Raw genomic sequence first — 18475 nt, 5'->3', positions numbered from 1 at the left:
GTAAATATTATTTTTGTTATGAAATATTTTAATCTAGGTTTCTTCTGCTTAGAGGCTGTCTCAGTTTTAGTAAACAGCTAATTAAAAATAAAAAAATGTAACATTTCAGTTATATAATAGTCTTAGTTATGTATGCTAAGATTTTTGCTTTTTATAATATTCTTCACTTTTAACAGCCATTTTGTTTGTGCAACTAATGGTATCAAAAGTAGTATTGTTTTTCCTCAAGCAGAAGTTGTTAACGAGTTTACCATCCGAATTCCTTTCAAACTAATAGATCACTTAATTGTAATTGAAGCAGAAGTTTTAAATAAAAAAGGCCATTTTATTATTGATACAGGTTCAGAAGCCTTAATTTTGAATAAGGTTCATTTTCCAAAATTATATGAACATCAAAGAAAATCACAAGAAGTTTCCGGAGTTTTACAATCCATAGACAGTCCTTACGAAAGGCACATCAAAGAATTTCAAATAAGAGATTTTAAATTAGAAAACAAAAATTCAGATGTCATTGATTTATCACATATTGAAACAATAAAGAAAGCAAAATTTCTAGGCATCATTGGCTACAGTATTTTAAAGGATTACGAGGTATTTATTGATCTATATTTAAATCAAATAACATTAACTAAAGTTGATGCCTTTGGCAACCCATTAAATAAGAACGTATATTTAGAAAAGATTATTGATAGCCTAGATTTTAAATTAAAAAAGCACACCATCATTATAAGTGGAAGCATCAATAATCAAGAGGTGAAGTTTGGTTTGGATACAGCGGCAGAGTTTAATCAAATTAATAAAAGCATTAACAAAAAAGTATTAAAATATTTTATTCCTATAAAGCGATTGACCTTAACTGATGCCAGCAACAAAAAAATAGAAGTATTGGCAGGAAAATTGCATCGCGTTAAATTAAGTGAAACTATTTATTTTGGCCCCATGTTTACCATTCTAACCAATTTGAACAAAATGAATGATACTTTTGGAACCAATTTAGATGGTGTTTTAGGCTATGAGTTTTTTGCTCAAAAAAGAACCATAATTAATTATCAAAAGGAGAAATTATATTTTATTGATTACCCGATAAATCAACAATGAAACAGCTAAAATCACATATCAATTGTTTGTTTTTTGTACTTGTAAGTTTCATTTCTTATGCACAAAAAGAATTCTTCAAAGGCTACAAAATTGAAGGCGATACGGTTGTGTTTTCATTTGATGTACGGGATTATTCAAAATTCACTCAAGAATATACTGGACAAGTGCTCGATTTTAATGATTTCAACATAGAAAATGTTGTGGTTTCCGGGGAATTCAACAATTGGTCCAGAAATAACTGGAAAATGAAAAAAATCAGCGAATTCAAGTACGAATTAAGAAAGAACATTGATGATTTTAATGATGAGTTTTCTTGGGAATTCAAATACATTATTAACAATTCATATTGGGCAGAACCCTCTAGAAAAGACCTCAATATTACAAAAGCTACCAAAGATGGACATAGGCTTGGCGTTTACAATTTAAAGATGTACACCGCCTACCCAAGCGAAAATGGAAATGCTAGTTTTAAGCTGCACGGTTATAAGAATGCAAAAAAGGTAATTGTTGCTGGATCGTTCAATAAATGGAATGAAAATCTATTTATAATGAAAAAAGTTAACGATGCTTGGGAGCTCACTTTACAAATAAAACCTGGGGAATATGAGTATCGTTTTATTGTTGATGGACATTGGATGGAAGACCCAAACAACCCTCATAAAAAAAGAAATGAATTCAATGAGTTCAATTCGGTACTGGATATAAAAGAATACACCACTTTTAAGCTTAGAGGTTACACAAATGCTAAAAAAGTAGTTCTTTCGGGTTCATTCAATAATTGGAACGAACAAGATTTCGTGATGCAAAAAACAGATTATGGATGGAAATACGTTATACCTTTATCTGGAGGCAAGCACCATTATAAATTTATAGTAGATGGCGAATGGATAACTGATCCCCATAATACCGTAAAAGAATATGATGGCAATGGGCATGTAAATTCAGTCCGTATGGTTAAATAAAACCCTTTAGCCTATGACCTCCAACTTAGCAAAACGTAACAATAATTTTTTAATGCCTCCGTGCTGAAATTTAATTTCGGCCTTCACATCGGCACCTGTTCCTTCTATTTTTAAAACTTCACCCGTACCAAAACGCATGTGTTTAACCAGATTACCTATCACTAATTTACTGTCGAATAAATTGGTATTGCTATCAGTCGCTGTTACAGGCTTTAAATTTTTAGGTGTGGTTACCTGAAACTTAACAGGCTCTTCTTTCGTTGAACCACCCTTTTTTAACACCGCTTGTTTTGCAGGTTTAAACCGGATTTTATTTGGTTCTACATCACCAAAAATATCGGCATCCAACATGGGGTTAAAACGACGTTCTTCAATTGGGGTTGTGATTTCTAAATATTGCTCATCAATTTCTTCTATAAAACGACTTGGTTCAGAATCTACTAATTTCCCCCAACGGTAGCGAGACAACGCATAGGTTAAATAGGCTTGTTTTTCGGCACGTGTTAAGGCGACATAAAACAAACGGCGCTCCTCTTCCAATTCGCTGCGTGTCCCCATACTCATGGCGCTTGGGAATAAATCTTCTTCCAACCCAACTATAAACACATACGGAAACTCCAAACCTTTAGCTAAATGTATGGTCATTAATGCTACGTGGTCACTATCGCCTTTATCGGCATCCAAATCGGTTGCCAAAGCCACATCTTCTAGAAATTCTGCTAAATTACCTGTGGTGTCAGCCAATTCTTTTTGGCCTTCCACAAAGTCTTTCATACCATTTAAAAGCTCCTCAATGTTTTCCATTCTGGTAACACCTTCAGGGGTACCATCCTTTTTAAACTCCCTAATTAATCCACTGGTTCTGGTAACATGCTCTGCCAATTCAAAAACATCGGCGGTTTGATTTAGCACCTGATAGCTTTCAATCATGGTCACAAAATCCTGAAGCTTCCCCTTCGTACCCGAATTTATTTTTACATCGGTTTTATCGATGTTTTTCATTACTTCAAAAATAGAACGCTTGTAACCGTTAGCAGCTACTACTAATCTATCTATGGTTGTATCACCTATACCTCGTGGTGGAAAATTGATAACACGCTTTAAAGCTTCTTCATCGGCAGGGTTTATAATCAATCGTAAATATGATAAAACGTCTTTTATTTCCTTTCGTTGATAGAAAGACAAACCACCATAGATCCTATATGGAATATCACGTTTTCTTAAGGCATCTTCTATAGCACGCGATTGGGCATTGGTTCTATATAAAACAGCAAAATCACTATTTGCTACATGATGTTGGATTTTGTTTTCCCAAATGGCACTTGCTACAAAACGCCCTTCATCACCATCGGTTAACGAGCGATTTACTACAATTTTTTCACCTTCATCATTGGCTGTCCAAACGACCTTATCTAATTTGGTTTGATTTTTATCAATAATTGAATTGGCAGCATTTACAATGTTTTTGGTGGAACGGTAGTTTTGCTCCAAACGAAATACCTTTACATCATCATAATCCTTCTGGAAATTTAAAATATTATTGATGTTAGCGCCACGGAATGCATAAATACTTTGCGCATCATCACCTACCACACAAATATTCTGAAACTTATCGGACAACGCCCTTACTATTAAATACTGTGAATGGTTGGTATCCTGGTACTCATCAACCAAAATGTACTTAAAACGATTTTGATATTTCATCAACACCTCTGGGAAACGTGTTAGTAATTCGTTGGTTTTTAGCAATAAATCATCAAAATCCATTGCTCCAGCTTTAAAGCAACGCTCTACATACTCTTTATAAATATCACCCAAACGTGGACGTCTTGCCATGGTATCGGCTTCAATTAATTCTGGGTTTTGAAAATAGGCACGTACGGTAATCAAGCTATTTTTATAGGATGAAATTCTAGAACGAACTTGTTTGTATTTATAAATATCTTTATCAAGATTCATTTCTTTAATAATAGAAGAAATCAATCTATCGGAATCCTGCGTATCGTAAATGGTAAAATTGCTTGGATACCCTAATTTATCGGCTTCAATACGTAAGATTTTAGCAAAAACCGAGTGAAAAGTTCCCATCCATAAATTCTTCGCTTCACTTGTACCAACAATAGTGGCAATACGCTCTTTCATCTCTCGAGCCGCCTTATTGGTAAATGTTAATGATAATATATTAAACGGATCGACACCTTCGCTCATTAGATAAGCAATACGGTAGGTAAGCACACGTGTTTTACCAGAACCTGCGCCAGCTATTATAATCATTGGCCCGTCTTTTTGTATGGTGGGCTCTAATTGGGCTTCGTTTAACTGACTTAAATATTTTTCCAAAACTGCATAAAATTTTACGATGTGAAATTAAACATTGTTATGCTTTTATTTAAACAGATTTGTTAATAATTATAAACAATTAGTACATACTTCGGCTTTATTTATTTTTTTAATAAATATATTTATACTGAAATAAAAAATTACTTAAAGTACTATGATCATATTTTTATCGAATATTTCTTGGTGGGGTTGGATACTAATTGCTTTGGCGTTAATAGCTATAAGAGATATCTTTATTCAAAGAAAACATACTATTAGCCACAACTTCCCCATTGTTGGACATTTACGCTATGCACTAGAAAAAATTGGTCCAGAATTAAGACAATATTTGGTAGCTAATAACCGAGAGGAACTCCCTTTTAACAGAATAGAACGGGGCTGGATTTATGCTTCGGCTAAAAAAGAAAACAATTACGAAGGTTTTGGTACCGATAGAGATATTTATGCACACCATCATATATTTATAAACAATGCGATGATGCCTTATAAAATTGATGAAAATCACCCGAATAGTATAGATAAAACCTTTTTACCCTGTGCTAAAGTAATGGGTGCTTATCACAAGCGTAAAAAACCTTTCAGACCTGCATCTGTTATCAATGTATCGGCAATGAGTTTTGGTTCACTTTCTGCAAAAGCTATAGAATCTTTAAACAAAGGTGTTAAAATAGTCGATGCTTATCATAATACAGGTGAAGGCGGTTTGTCACCGTATCACTCACATGGTGGCGATGTTATTTTCCATTTTGGAACAGGGTATTTTGGAGTTCGGTCGGAAGATGGTGGGTTTTCAATGGAAAAATTAGTGGCATTGGTTGAAAACAATCCGTTTATAAAAGCCATTGAAATAAAACTATCCCAAGGTGCTAAACCAGGAAAAGGCGGGGTTCTACCGGGTGCAAAAATAACTAAAGAACTCGCCGACATTAGAGGTGTTGAAGTTGGCAAAGATGTCATATCACCTCCAAACCATAAAGCTTTTTCCAATGTCCCTGAGATGGTTGATTTTATTGAGAAAATAGCTATAGCTACAGGATTACCCATCGGAATAAAAGCAGCAATAGGGAAATTAGAACAATGGGAAGAGCTAGCAGATATCATGGTTAAAACTGGTAAAGGTCCCGATTTTATTACAGTTGATGGTGGTGAAGGTGGTACAGGTGCAGCACCTCCTAGTTTTGCAGACCATGTATCGCTGTCATGGGTATATGGCTTTAGTGATTTATATAAATTGTTTCAGAAAAAAGGCTTGACTGAACGTATTGTATTTATTGGTAGCGGTAAGCTTGGTTTTCCCGGAAAAGCAGCTATGGCATTTGCTATGGGAATCGATTGTATTAATGTGGCACGTGAAGCGATGATGAGTATTGGCTGTATTCAAGCTCAAATATGCCACACAAACAGGTGTCCAAGTGGCGTGGCTACGCAAAATAAATGGCTGCAAAATGGTATTGACCCTACCTTAAAATCGGAACGATTAGCACAGTATTTTAAAACATTTAAAAAAGAATTGATTGAAATTACACATGCTGCAGGCTATGAACATCCCTGCCAATTTAAAATGGAAGATGTTGAAATTAATGTAGACGACCATAATCTTTCAAAAGAGCTAAACAAAACCTATATGTACGAGAAAACACTTGTGCCGTTTACTTCTATGCAAGATTTAAAAGATTGCTTATATTTGGGGGGGAAAATAAGTTAGCAGTTTCAATATAAATATGAGTTCAACAGCTAATTGAAAATATACCTACTTAATCAAATGATACCTTTATGGATGCTAACAGACTAATTGACCTTTTTTTATTTGCTATTCCTTCATTAATTACTGGCCTTATTGCTTATTATTTTTTTAAGGAACACACCAAAAACGAAGATGGCAGAAGACGGTTTTTATTGAAAAAAGATTTACAAGTTAACACCTTGCCGATGCGATTACAAGCCTATGAACGCATGGTATTGTTTTTAGAACGCATGACGCCATCAAATTTACTAATTAGAATTCCTCCAACATCTTCAGATAAAGAAGCTTATGAAGCTTTAATTATACAGAATATTGAGCAAGAATTTGAACACAATTTATCACAGCAAATCTATATAAGTGAGAGGTGTTGGAACATTATTAATGCAGCGAAAAATGCTACGATTCAATTAATAAGAAAAGCTAGTTTACTTGAAAAAACCGATACCGCCAACAAGCTTAGAGAAGTTATTTTAACCGAAATGATGGAACGACGCTCGCCAAGTGATGCTGCATTATCATTTGTAAAAGAAGAAGTATCTGAATTATGGTAAATGAATCAATGCGTAATTCATTCGACATGCTTATTTATGCCTGCTCTTTGCGTAATCAAACCCTTGTTGCCACCATGTAACCATGAGTTTTTTATTGAATATCAATGAGTTTTCAGTGAGCTTTGAAGGTGTATAATACAAATTAAGTTTTACCCCTTTATTCTTAGCCGCAAGCTTTCCTATAAGAATATCACTTCGCTCTACTTGATCTAATAAATGCCCAAACAAATTGAGCATCAAAGAAAATGGGTTTTTGCCCAATACTTTCATGTACTCTAGATTTTCAGATTCCAAAACTACTGCATCAATTTCGGTGGCGCCTCGTTGTATTGCTTCCCGTATAGGTACCACACAACCAAAAGCACCATCGGCATACTCAAAACCATTTACTTTTGCTAACGACATAAAAGGGATATAGTTACACGAAATCCAAATCCATTCACAAAATTCATCATAAGAAAAATCTTTTATAGACTTATACTCCACCCTATTTTGAGATAAATTCGAAACCGTTACAACCACATCTTCTTTAGTTGTTTTTATAAAATTATATTCTTCTTCCGTAAAGTGTTTTTTAAGATAACGTTTCAGTGCTTTGCTTTCACCAAAAGTGCGCTTCATTTTTATAAATTGCCACAATGAGTTTATAAAGTTTATAGACACATATTCTCTATCTCCCTTTTTTCGTGTTCGAAAAGGATTGACACTAAAAATATTACTTTGTTTAACGTCTGTAAACACATCATAAATTTTGTCAATCTTACCAGCAGCAATATGTGGCACTAATAAACTCCCTGTAGAGGTTCCTACATACAAATCGTATACATGTCCTCTTTCTTTAATTAAATATTCGGCGACACCACCTGCATAAGCCCCTTTACTACCACCGCCAGAAATTACTAATGCCCTCATAATTAACTTTCTAATTGACTTGTTTCTTGGTTTTTAAATTTAGCAAAGTCATAACCACTTTGCCACCAACTTGTCATTTTCTCTTTATTAAAAATAAGCGAATTAGTTGTTAAAACGGTAGGTGCATAATAAAAGTTAATAATGGCATCATTATGGTTTGCTGCAAATTTTCCAATACGTATGTTTTGAGACTCAATTCTATCCAACATGAAAGCAAACATATTTGTCAATAAAGAAAAAGGGTTTCTTGACGCCAATCTATTAAACTGGTTTACTTCGGTTTGCAAAATAATGACATCAACTTCGGTGGCACCGCGATTTATAGCTTCCTCAATAGGAACCATATTACCTAAACCACCATCGGCATATTCACAACCATCTTTTTTAACCAAGGTCATAAATGGTGTATAGTTACATGACACCCAAATCCAATCTATAAACTCTTCATAATCAAAATCCCTTAAACATTTATATTCTACTTGGTTTAGTGATAAATTAGACACAGTTACCACGACATCCTTGGTGGAATGCTTTAAGACTAAAAACTCCTCCATGGTTAAAGTGTTTTTAATTAAATCTCTTAAATTATGACTTTCGCCAAAGGTTTTACTGCCCCTTAAAAAATTCATGACTACATTAAAATGATTTATGGCTATATTTTGGGCACCATGTTTTTGTTTAATCACAAATGGACACACATCAAAAATACTATCGTTGGTTACGCTGGTATAAACATCTTTAATCTTTTCAATTTTTTGCAAAGCCAAATGAGATGTCAACAAACTGCCCGTAGAAGTACCAATATATAATTGATAATCGCGCTTGAGCTCTTCAATGAGGTATTGCGCAACACCTCCTGCAAAAGCACCTTTACTACCACCGCCAGAAATTACTAATGCTCTCAAATTCTGTTTTATTTGTAAATATAAAAATTATGACGGATACCTGATTAAAATATTCATTTTGTATGTTTTATAGATAGCATTTAAACGAGTTCTATATACTAATCATTATCAATCACTTCCAATAAGGATTTAGCAAACTTTGAAAACTGCCAACTATGATGGTCAGCAGCTTGCTTTAAGTTTTCTGCACAAGCCTCTTTGCAGGCTTTTATTTGTTGCAAATACAGGAAAGCATTTTGTCGGATTTCAAAACCATATCTTGGGTCTGTATAATCCGTGAGTTCTTCAAAATACATGTTTTCATTTTCGGGCTCAAAATCTTCAGTAATTAACGCTAAGGTTAACCAAAGAATACGCACGTTTTTATCATTAAACCCCTGAATTCCTTTTGTTTTACTTAAGTATTTTTTTTGCTCTTGCGGAAAATTCAACCATAAATTGAATAATGCTTTTTCTATGGTGAGATAAGATTCATCATTTAAAAGAGTTTCATAATCTGCTTTTAATTCAGATGGTATTTCTGTTTTATTTATAGCTAGGGCTTGACGGACTTTTATATCTTTTGTATTTAAAGCTTTTTTAATTATGCTGTCATGAACAATGGTAATCATATCTTTAGAAAACAAATATGCTTTTAATTGCAAACTCGTCGCTTTGTCAAAGTATCTATCAACATTATAGTCTGGAGAATGAGACGAAAAAAGCAACTCTTGATCCAATTCAATCATTTTTGACATTTGTTTTGAATTTTTACTTAATGAATTAATACACTTTTCATATTGAAAGATGTCGCTTTCCAACCACACTTTTACAAATTCATCTAAATCCTGCCCACTAGCCTTTTCAACTTCAACAATAAAATCATCAGTCTCCACATTTTTAAATTGGTGTTTTTCTAAATAATTTTTAATAGCCGTTTTAAACGCTTTATCACCTACCTGTTCCCGAAGCATATGCAATACCCAAGCCCCTTTTTTATAAAACGTGGTGCTACTCGATTTTGGATCTAAAAGCGAAGTGCCTTGTTCTGCTTTATCCTGTTCCAATAGTTCTTGGGCATACTCATAAAGTTGCCAATAGTAATAGTCGTCTCCAAACACGTCTCGTTCGGCTAACAAGGCGTAATAAGTCGCAAACCCTTCTTGAAGCCAGTGGTGGGTACCGGAAGTTTCGGTAACTAAATTACCAAACCATTGATGTGCGAGTTCATGGGCATTGACATTCGCATAGTTTTTATCTACAAAGGCGATGGAATCGATGACAAAGCTATCAGCAAAAATAGTGGTGCTGGTATTTTCCATACCCGCGTATAAAAAGTCCTTTACTGGCACTTGTTTGTAATTTTGCCACGGATACGGCACGCCTATTTCTTCTTCAAGAAAATCAAATAGCTGTTTGGTATACCGGTACGTTGGTTCAAATTTTAACGAATCCTCTGGATAATAATACATTTCTAAAGGAACACCGCTTTTAGACAGTTCTGTGTTTTTATAGTATTTACCAATTGCTAAGGCCACTAAATAGCTGCTCATGGGTTGTTGCATATTGTAATGCCACGTAATTGTAGAATTGTTGACTTGGTGATTTGTCAATTTGCCATTGGCTATCACGTCATAATCTTTATTGAATGTGATACTTAAATCAAATTCAATTTTATCATTCATATCATCTATACTCGGCAGCCAATTACTGGTGTATTTGCCTTGACCTTGTGTCCAAATTTGTTTATTACCTTCTTCATATTCCCAATCAATAAAATACATGGCTTTTGTTGGTTTTGCCTTCCAAGTAACATCAATTCTATGGCGTGTATTTAATTTGAAAGGATATTTAATAATTAGATGCTTTCCGTCATACAATTCACCTTTAATTGCTCCATCTAGAACATACTTTATTTCGGAAAAATTAACCGCATCCATATAAATGGAATCTGTGCTTTTTAAAACTTCAAATTCATAAACAATAGTTCCTCCAACTTCCTTTTTACTCAAATCTCCAAAAACAATATCTGCTTTTGCTGTTTTAAAGTCAACATAATTGGTTTGTTGTGCTTGTAAACTAGAAGTAAAAAGTAATAAAATTATAATTAAGAATCTATTCATACACTTGAGATATCAACCATTAAGCCAAAATACATAAATTTTCTATTTTTCGAATTGATTGAAATGCCTTAAATTCGTCTCCTATGACTACCAATCTTCAAACTCCCATAGATTACTTAAAAGGTGTTGGCCCAAATAGAGCCGATTTACTTCGTAAGGAGTTAGGTATTCACACGTATCAAGATCTAATAAATTTATTTCCAAACAGATACATTGACAGAACGCAATATTACAAAATCAATCAACTACAACAAAGCAATGCCGATGTACAAGTTATAGGCAAAATAGTAGCGTTTAAAGAAGTTGCCCAAAAGCAAGGTAAACGCTTAGTGGCTACCTTTCAGGATGATACGGGGGTTATGGAATTGGTTTGGTTTCGTGGACAAAAATGGATTCGAGAAAATTTAAAACCAAACACCAATTATGTGGCTTTTGGTAGAATAAATTGGTTTAGCGGAAAATTCAATATGGCGCATCCGGAAATGGAACTCCAGGAAGAACATGAAAAAAATCTACGTTCTGCGATGCAACCCGTATATCCTTCTACCGAAAAACTATCAAATAAGGGCATCAGCAACCGTGTGATTAGTAAAATTATTCAGGAATTATTTATTGAAACTGGGGGGCGATTTGCAGAAACACTTTCAGAACCATTACGCTCCGAATTAAAACTAATTAAAAAAAGTGACGCCTTATTTAATGTGCATTTTCCTAAAAGTCAAGAGTTATTGGCACGGGCACAGTTTCGCTTAAAATTTGAAGAACTTTTCTATATTCAGTTGCAACTTATCATCAAAAATTTAATTCATAAATCAAAAATTAAAGGGGTTCCGTTTGAACATGTTGGTCATTATTTCACCACCTTTTTTAACAAGCATTTACCCTTCGAATTAACCAGTGCGCAAAAACGTGTTTTAAAAGAAATTCGAGCCGATTTAGGCAGTAACGCTCAAATGAATCGGTTGTTACAAGGCGATGTGGGTTCCGGAAAGACTATTGTAGCGTTTATGTCAATGTTAATGGCACTTGACAACGGTTTTCAAGCGTGTTTAATGGCGCCGACTGAAATTTTGTCAGTCCAACACTATAATGGTTTACTAGAACTATGTAATAGATTGAATATCAATATAAAAATACTCACAGGTTCAAGTGTTACTTCAGAAAGAAAAAAAATTCATGCCGAATTAGAAAACGGCGATTTACAGATATTAATTGGCACTCATGCGCTTCTTGAAGATAAGGTAAAATTCAAAAACTTAGGACTCGCTATTATAGACGAACAACACCGTTTTGGCGTGGCACAACGCAGTAAATTATGGCGTAAGGGTCCTTCTCAATCCTCCCAAAATGAGATTGGAGGCGCTATACCTCCACACGTATTGGTAATGACGGCAACACCCATTCCACGGACCTTGGCCATGTCGGTTTATGGCGATTTGGATATTTCGGTTATTGATGAATTACCTGCAGGAAGAAAACCCATAAAAACGGTTCATAGGTATGATAAAAACCGATTGAATGTCTTTAAATTCATTAAAGACGAAATAGCTAAAGGGCGGCAAATTTATATTGTGTACCCACTTATTCAAGAAAGTGAAGCGTTGGATTATAAAGATCTCATGGATGGCTACGAAAGTATCTCACGGGATTTCCCGATGCCTAACTATCAAATCTCCATTGTTCATGGTAAAATGAAACCTGCTGATAAAGATTTCGAAATGCAACGTTTCATTAAAGGCGAAACACAAATAATGGTTGCCACAACCGTTATTGAAGTAGGCGTCAATGTCCCGAATGCATCAGTTATGATTATTGAAAGTGCCGAACGTTTTGGCTTATCGCAATTACACCAACTACGGGGCCGTGTGGGTCGTGGCGCCGAACAAAGCTATTGTATTTTGATGACGGGGCATAAATTAAGTAGCGACAGTAAAACCCGCTTAGAAACCATGGTAAGAACCAGTGATGGATTTGAAATTGCAGAAGTAGATTTACGCTTACGTGGTCCCGGAGACATTATGGGAACCCAGCAAAGTGGTGTTTTAAACCTTAAAATTGCCGACATCATAAAAGACAAAGATATTTTACAAAGCGCCCGGTTTTACGCTAAAAAACTACTTAAAGAAGACCCTACGTTATCAGATATGGATAATAAAGTTATTTTAAACACCTACAAGGCTTTGGGCAAGTATAAGAATATTTGGAATTATATCTCTTAAATTAACGGGGGTTCGATATAATAAAATTGTTGATTCGTTGATTTATTGAAAACCTAATAATTTTCCGTCTTCCAGGGTTCAGTGCTCAGGGTTTAACTGACGAAAAGTGAATCGGTCAACAATCAATTAAATTAATAACTATCTTTGTAATACACATTATAATAGTAAGAATGCTTCATTTAAAGTTAGAAACCGACCCGCGTTGGGTAAATATTGTAGAGTCGAATATTGAGGAGATATTAACCGATCATGCATGGTGCGAACAAAAAGCTGCTACCAATGCCATTTCAATTATAACACTTAATTCTGAATACCCCGATTTGGTTACTGATTTATTGGAACTTGCCAAAGAAGAATTGGAACATTTTCAAATGGTGCACGACATCATTAAAAAGCGTGGTTATAAATTGGGTAGAGAACGAAAAGACAGCTACGTAAACGAACTTTATAAATTCATGAATAAAGGTGGAAATCGCTTGCAATGTATGGTGGACAGACTGTTGTTTTCTGCCATGATTGAAGCTAGAAGTTGCGAACGTTTTAAACTTTTATCAAAAGAGATTAAAGATCCCGAACTTTCAAAGTTTTATTATGATTTAATGGTGAGTGAAGCAGGGCACTATACTCTTTTTATAAGCTACGCTAGAAAATATGGCAAAGGTGTAAATGTTGATAAACGTTGGGAAGAACTGGTGGCCTTTGAATGCGAAGTCATAAAAAACTACGGCAAAAGCGAAACCATTCATGGATAAAAAAGAGGCTGTTTAAAAAGTCTAGTTCTATGTCATATTGAGCACTTCGACAAGCTCAGCACAGGCTTTGTCGAAATATTTTAACTTACTGGTAATCAATATCGGTTTCGACAAGCTCAACCTGACAAATAAATTTAAAGGACTTTTTAGACAGCCTCTCTAATCACTGTTTGCTGTTTGATTGATGAATTATTACATAGTCTCCAGTTCCGCTAAAAGCTTTTCGGAATTTGCCTTAACGTTTGCAGGTGGATTTAACGATAATGATTTTTTTAAGTTTTTAATGGCGTTTTTCTTATCGCCCATCATTTTATAACATTCCCCCAAACTATCATAAGAATTGGCATCGTTTGGATAATCTGCTACATTCTTTTTGAAATATTTTAAGGCACGGTCATAATCATTGGCTGCCAGCATTTGATACCCCAGATTATTTAATTGGTTCTTATTTGCCATACCAGAAGCCTCATCCATTAACGCTTCATATTCTTGGGTTCTTCCTAGTTTATTTAAAATTCGTGCTTTAATAGCTAGATTATTAAATGTTTTTTGACTGAAAAATTGTCCGGAAATAGCGGCGTCTATCCAGCCCAAAGCTTCATTTAAATCACCACCGTTATTTAAAGCATAATTTGCAGCTTGTTCCCAATTCTGTCTACTAAAACCTGCTTGACCTTTAAACTGTTCCCTTAAATCGTTTAAAACAATCTCCGTCACTGGAACTTCTATAGTAAAAGGAATTTCCTTTTTCTCCCAAATTAATGAAACTGTGGTAGATGTTGGCGTAACGGTGTTGAATTCATATGTTAATAATTCTTTATGTGCCACTGTGTTTGTAGTGACATCGGCTCTTAATGCATCCATGCTTTCATCATAGAAAAAGCTACCCCAAGCCTTAGAGTCTTTTGATAAAATAATAGTTGCCTTATTATCTGGCTTCACTTCAACATGAAATCCATAAGTTCCTGCAGAAATAGGTTGTCCTTCAACTTTCATGTCATGAGAAAAGGTTATAGTGGTATTCTCATCAGCTCCAGCACGCCACGGTGCAGCAGTAGAGGTACCAAATCCGAGATTATTCATGCCATAAGGCACTAATTTCCCCCATACTTCCCGGTTTTTAACGCTTGGTCTGGAATAGTTAATTGTAATATCTGATATACCCACACGCTGTGAAACGGTTGCATGCTGACTTCCACGAGGCATATTTAATTGAGCGAATGCATGAACACCTACAAAAAGTGCTAAACAAATAAAAATTTTAGTGAAATAGTTGTTTTTCATAATTCTTGGTTTTTAAATTGGTAGTTCCTAAAGTAGCTACAAATAAGACATACAACTGTTAGGATTCTGTTAAAGAAAAATCCTAAACTGTTAATTAACTATTCGTTAAGAAGAATTTAACAGTAGAAAGTATCTCAAACATAATGTTTAACTTTGCGAGATTTATCATTTAGACCATAATTTTAAAATGATTCACATTCACGAAAAGACATTACAAGATTTAGAGTTTTCTACGGTTTTAAAACAAGTTAGCGAACATTGCATCACCTTATTAGGAAACGAAAAGGCACTGCAAATAACACCTTTTAGCACCAAAGAATTACTTCTTAATAATTTGCAATTAACCAACGAATATCTGTCGTCTTTTTATAACGACAATCGAATACCTAATCACGGTTTTGATGCCATAACCAAAGAAATCAAACTGTTACGCATTGAAAACACCTATTTAGAAGTCCATAGTTTAAAAAAAATTGTCGCTATATCATTAACAACCAACGAGATTGTTACGTTTTTAAAAAAGTTTGATGTTTACTATCCAAACCTTAATGAATTTGCATCACATATTGAAGTCACTAAAGCCATTATTGAAAAAGTTGATGCTGTTATAGATCGATTTGGCGATATTAAAGACAATGCATCTAGCCTACTTTTCGATTTACGACAGTCTATAAACAAAGTAAAAGGACAAATAAACCAAAGTTTTACAACCGCTTTAAATATGTATCATGGTCTTGAATATTTAGATGATATTCGAGAAAGTGTTGTAGAAAACAGACGTGTTTTAGCGGTAAAAGCCATGTACCGCCGTAAAGTCAAAGGTGCCATTATGGGTAGTAGTAAAACGGGAAGCATTGTATATATGGAACCCGAAGCCACCCTAAAATACTCACGGGAACTCAATAATTTAGAATTCGAGGAAAATGAAGAAGTGGTTCGCATTTTAAAAGAACTCACCAATTTTATTCGTCCGTTTTTATCACTTTTAGAAAACTACCAAGACTTTTTAGTAGCCATTGATGTCATTTCAGCAAAAGCAAAATATGCGCGTTCCATGAATGCCATTCTTCCTGAAATTTCAGAAGACAGAAGCATGTTCTTGCGTGATGCATATCACCCACTGCTCTATTTAAATAATTTTGAAAAGAAAGTAAAAACATTTCCGCAGACGATAGCATTGGAACAAGACAGTCGCATCATTGTTATTTCCGGACCAAATGCTGGCGGAAAAAGTATCACGCTAAAAACCGTTGGGTTACTACAAGTGATGCTCCAAAGCGGTATGCTAATTCCTGTGCATGAACGTAGTAAAGCCTGTTTGTTTGATAGAATTCTAAGTGATATTGGTGACAATCAATCTATTGAAAACCATTTAAGCACCTATAGCTACCGATTAAAGCAAATGAATTATTTTTTAAAGAAGTGCAACAAGAACACACTCTTTTTAATTGATGAATTTGGTACGGGAAGTGACCCCGAACTGGGTGGCGCTTTAGCCGAAACATTTTTAGAAGAATTCTACCATCGGGAAGCTTTTGGTATTATTACAACACACTACGCGAACTTAAAAATATTGGCAAACGAGTTGCCTTTTATGCTCAATGCCAATATGCTATTTGACGAAAAAACCTTAGAACCTTTATATAAACTGGTTATTGGACAAGCAGGAAGCAGTTTTACGTTTGAAGTCGCTCAGAAAAATGGTATTCCGTTCGGGTTGATAAACCGAGCCAAAAAGAAAATTGAACGTAGTAAAGTGCGTTTTGATGCTACCATTGCAAAGCTTCAAAAAGAACGTTCGAAGCTTGAAAAAACAGGAGAATCGTTAAAATTGAATGAAAAGAAAAAAATTCAGGAAGCTGGTAAGTTAGAAGAAATCAATGCGAGAATTCAAAAGAAACTGGAAAGCTACCAAGAGTTGTACGATAGCAACCAACGCCTGATTTATTTAGGACAAAAAGTAAATGATATTGCCGAAAAATATTTTGAGAACAAGCAGAAAAAAGAATTAATGGGGGAACTTTTTAAAGTGGTTCAAATTGAAAACTCCAAAAGAAAAAAAGTAACAGCTAAAGAGAAGAAAGTAATAAAAGAAAAAGAAGAAAAGGTTAAACAAGAAGCCGAAAAAGTCGTAACAGTTATTCGTGAAAAGAAAAAAGAAACTAAGAAGAAAGCCATTGAAACCCCAAAACCGAAAGTAACTTTAAAAGTTGGAGACCGTGTACGTATGAACGATGGACGCGCTATTGGTAGCATTGATAAAATTGAAAAAAACAAAGCCGTTGTAAATTATGGTATATTTACGACTAATGTAAGCGTTGAACAATTGGAGTTAGTAGAAGCTAAAAAATGATAACCTTACCCGACCATAAAAAACTGATATTATTTGATGGTGTTTGCAATCTTTGCAATTCGTCTGTCCAATACGTTATTAAACATGACAAAAACAATGTATTTCTTTTTGCCGCTTTACAAAGCGACATCGGGCAACAAATAATCGAAACATATAAAATAGACACCAACAAAGTAGATTCCATTTTGTTATATACGCCCGAAAAAGGTGTTGATTACAAATCTACTGCTGCATTAAAAATCGCAAGTCAGTTGGGGTTTCCGCAAAATTTAATGACAGCATTTTTTATAATTCCGCCGTTTATTCGCAATTGGGTCTATGATTATATTGCTAAAAATCGTTATAAATGGTATGGTAAAAAAGAATCTTGCTGGATCCCTACGCCTGAATTAAAATCTAAGTTTTTGGAATGATTTATTCAGGAACCAAACTCCCCCATTCCGTCCAAGAACCGTCATAAACAGCCATATTTTCATATCCTGAAATAGTGGCACCCAAAGCTAAAACACAAGCTGTAATACCTGAACCACAGGAAAAGATAATGGGATCTTCTTTTTTAGCTAAAGCTTGAAATTTAGCTTCAATTTCTTGATTGGTTAACAATTGATTATCGACTAACAAATCTTCAAAAGGCAAGTTAACCGAATTAGGAATAGTTCCCATACGCAAACCTACTCTTGGTTCTGGCTCTAAACTTTTAAACCGACCTTCGGAGCGTGCATCAATGATGGTATGACTCTTTGTTTCCGAAGCTATTTTTACATCATTAAAAAACTTCATGAATTCAGGCTTATAACTTGCTTTAAAATTACCAGGCTTACCTGTATAGCGCTTCATCGATTCCGTCTCAAATCCTGCTTTTTTCCATTCTGGGAAACCACCATTTAAAACTGCTACATTAGTGTAACCAAAAGCTTTAAATAACCACCAAACGCGGGCACTGGAATAAATACCTTTGTCATCATAAACCACAATCGCACTATCATTATTAATGCCTAGTTCTCTTGCAGATTTTTGAAATTGTTCTTCTGAAGGAAACGTTGATGGAAATGGTGCTGTGGTATCGCTGAACTTGTTTTTTATATCAAATAATCGTGTATTCGGAATTTGAAATTGTGAGGTATCGAACACCTTATTGATGGTGCCGTCTAAAACAACTAAGTTTTCAGCTTCTAAATTATTGTGAAGCCATGATACGGAAACTACGGGTTGCAACTTATTTATTTTAGTCATAACAAACTATTTTTGGTTTA

At 34.7% G+C, this 18475-nt stretch carries 14 protein-coding genes; 8 read left to right on the top strand and 6 right to left on the bottom strand.

What is annotated here, in order from left to right; genetic code table 11:
• Positions 1–132: 132 nt before the first annotated feature.
• Positions 133–1098, top strand: coding sequence for a hypothetical protein (locus ACGLWY_RS05740; RefSeq protein WP_396618720.1), 966 nt, complete (start codon positions 133–135; stop codon positions 1096–1098).
• Entirely contained in the window at positions 1095–2060 is a 966-nt protein-coding gene (locus ACGLWY_RS05735) for a glycogen-binding domain-containing protein (protein WP_396618719.1), read from the top strand. The genes ACGLWY_RS05740 and ACGLWY_RS05735 overlap by 4 nt, the downstream gene beginning before the upstream one ends.
• Before the next feature lie 6 nt (positions 2061–2066).
• On the opposite strand, the gene ACGLWY_RS05730 is transcribed toward ACGLWY_RS05735, so the two are convergent.
• The gene (locus ACGLWY_RS05730) at positions 2067–4400 is read right to left on the bottom strand and encodes an ATP-dependent helicase (protein WP_396618718.1); all 2334 of its coding nucleotides are present in this window, start codon (positions 4398–4400) and stop codon (positions 2067–2069) included.
• Between the two features lie 154 nt (positions 4401–4554).
• Between ACGLWY_RS05730 and ACGLWY_RS05725 the strand changes: the two genes are divergently transcribed.
• A complete protein-coding gene (locus ACGLWY_RS05725; RefSeq protein ID WP_396618717.1) occupies positions 4555–6105 on the top strand; it encodes an FMN-binding glutamate synthase family protein in 1551 nt (516 codons plus the stop codon).
• 68 nt (positions 6106–6173) lie between these two features.
• Positions 6174–6695, top strand: coding sequence for a hypothetical protein (locus ACGLWY_RS05720; RefSeq protein ID WP_396618716.1), 522 nt, complete (start codon positions 6174–6176; stop codon positions 6693–6695).
• A 30-nt stretch (positions 6696–6725) separates the two neighbouring features.
• On the opposite strand, the gene ACGLWY_RS05715 is transcribed toward ACGLWY_RS05720, so the two are convergent.
• The 3 genes from ACGLWY_RS05715 to ACGLWY_RS05705 all read right to left on the bottom strand — a co-directional run bounded on the left by ACGLWY_RS05715 (position 6726) and on the right by ACGLWY_RS05705 (position 10614).
• Complete coding sequence (locus ACGLWY_RS05715; RefSeq protein ID WP_396618715.1) at positions 6726–7607, bottom strand: patatin family protein; 882 nt, start codon at positions 7605–7607, stop codon at positions 6726–6728.
• 2 nt (positions 7608–7609) lie between these two features.
• Positions 7610–8512: a patatin family protein gene (locus tag ACGLWY_RS05710; protein WP_396618714.1), complete on the bottom strand. Its 903-nt coding sequence runs from the start codon at positions 8510–8512 to the stop codon at positions 7610–7612.
• A gap of 98 nt (positions 8513–8610) precedes the next feature.
• Positions 8611–10614: a M1 family metallopeptidase gene (locus ACGLWY_RS05705; protein WP_396618713.1), complete on the bottom strand. Its 2004-nt coding sequence runs from the start codon at positions 10612–10614 to the stop codon at positions 8611–8613.
• Between the two features lie 83 nt (positions 10615–10697).
• On the opposite strand from ACGLWY_RS05705, the gene recG reads away from it, so the two are divergent.
• Together recG and ACGLWY_RS05695 are read left to right on the top strand one after the other, a co-directional pair.
• Complete coding sequence (gene recG / locus ACGLWY_RS05700; protein WP_396618712.1) at positions 10698–12833, top strand: ATP-dependent DNA helicase RecG; 2136 nt, start codon at positions 10698–10700, stop codon at positions 12831–12833.
• Positions 12834–13003: 170 nt separating this feature from the next.
• The gene (locus ACGLWY_RS05695) at positions 13004–13585 is read left to right on the top strand and encodes a tRNA-(ms[2]io[6]A)-hydroxylase (protein WP_396618711.1); all 582 of its coding nucleotides are present in this window, start codon (positions 13004–13006) and stop codon (positions 13583–13585) included.
• A 192-nt stretch (positions 13586–13777) separates the two neighbouring features.
• Here ACGLWY_RS05695 and ACGLWY_RS05690 read toward each other — a convergent pair whose 3' ends face one another.
• Entirely contained in the window at positions 13778–14869 is a 1092-nt protein-coding gene (locus ACGLWY_RS05690) for a DUF2911 domain-containing protein (protein ID WP_396618710.1), read from the bottom strand.
• Between the two features lie 187 nt (positions 14870–15056).
• On the opposite strand from ACGLWY_RS05690, the gene ACGLWY_RS05685 reads away from it, so the two are divergent.
• Positions 15057–17222 (top strand): DNA mismatch repair protein MutS, encoded by a 2166-nt coding sequence (locus ACGLWY_RS05685; RefSeq protein WP_396618709.1) that lies wholly within the window; start codon positions 15057–15059, stop codon positions 17220–17222.
• A complete protein-coding gene (locus tag ACGLWY_RS05680; RefSeq protein ID WP_396618708.1) occupies positions 17219–17635 on the top strand; it encodes a thiol-disulfide oxidoreductase DCC family protein in 417 nt (138 codons plus the stop codon). The genes ACGLWY_RS05685 and ACGLWY_RS05680 overlap by 4 nt, the downstream gene beginning before the upstream one ends.
• 1 nt (position 17636) lies before the next feature.
• Here the strand turns inward: ACGLWY_RS05680 and ACGLWY_RS05675 are convergent, their stop codons facing one another.
• Complete coding sequence (locus ACGLWY_RS05675; protein WP_396618707.1) at positions 17637–18455, bottom strand: sulfurtransferase; 819 nt, start codon at positions 18453–18455, stop codon at positions 17637–17639.
• Positions 18456–18475: the final 20 nt, after the last annotated feature.

It is taken from the genome of Mariniflexile sp. HMF6888 (genome assembly GCF_044335535.1).
GTDB lineage: Bacteria > Bacteroidota > Bacteroidia > Flavobacteriales > Flavobacteriaceae > Mariniflexile.
The sequence above is the reverse complement of the archived record's forward strand: the minus strand, read 5'-3'. Positions and strand labels throughout refer to the sequence as shown.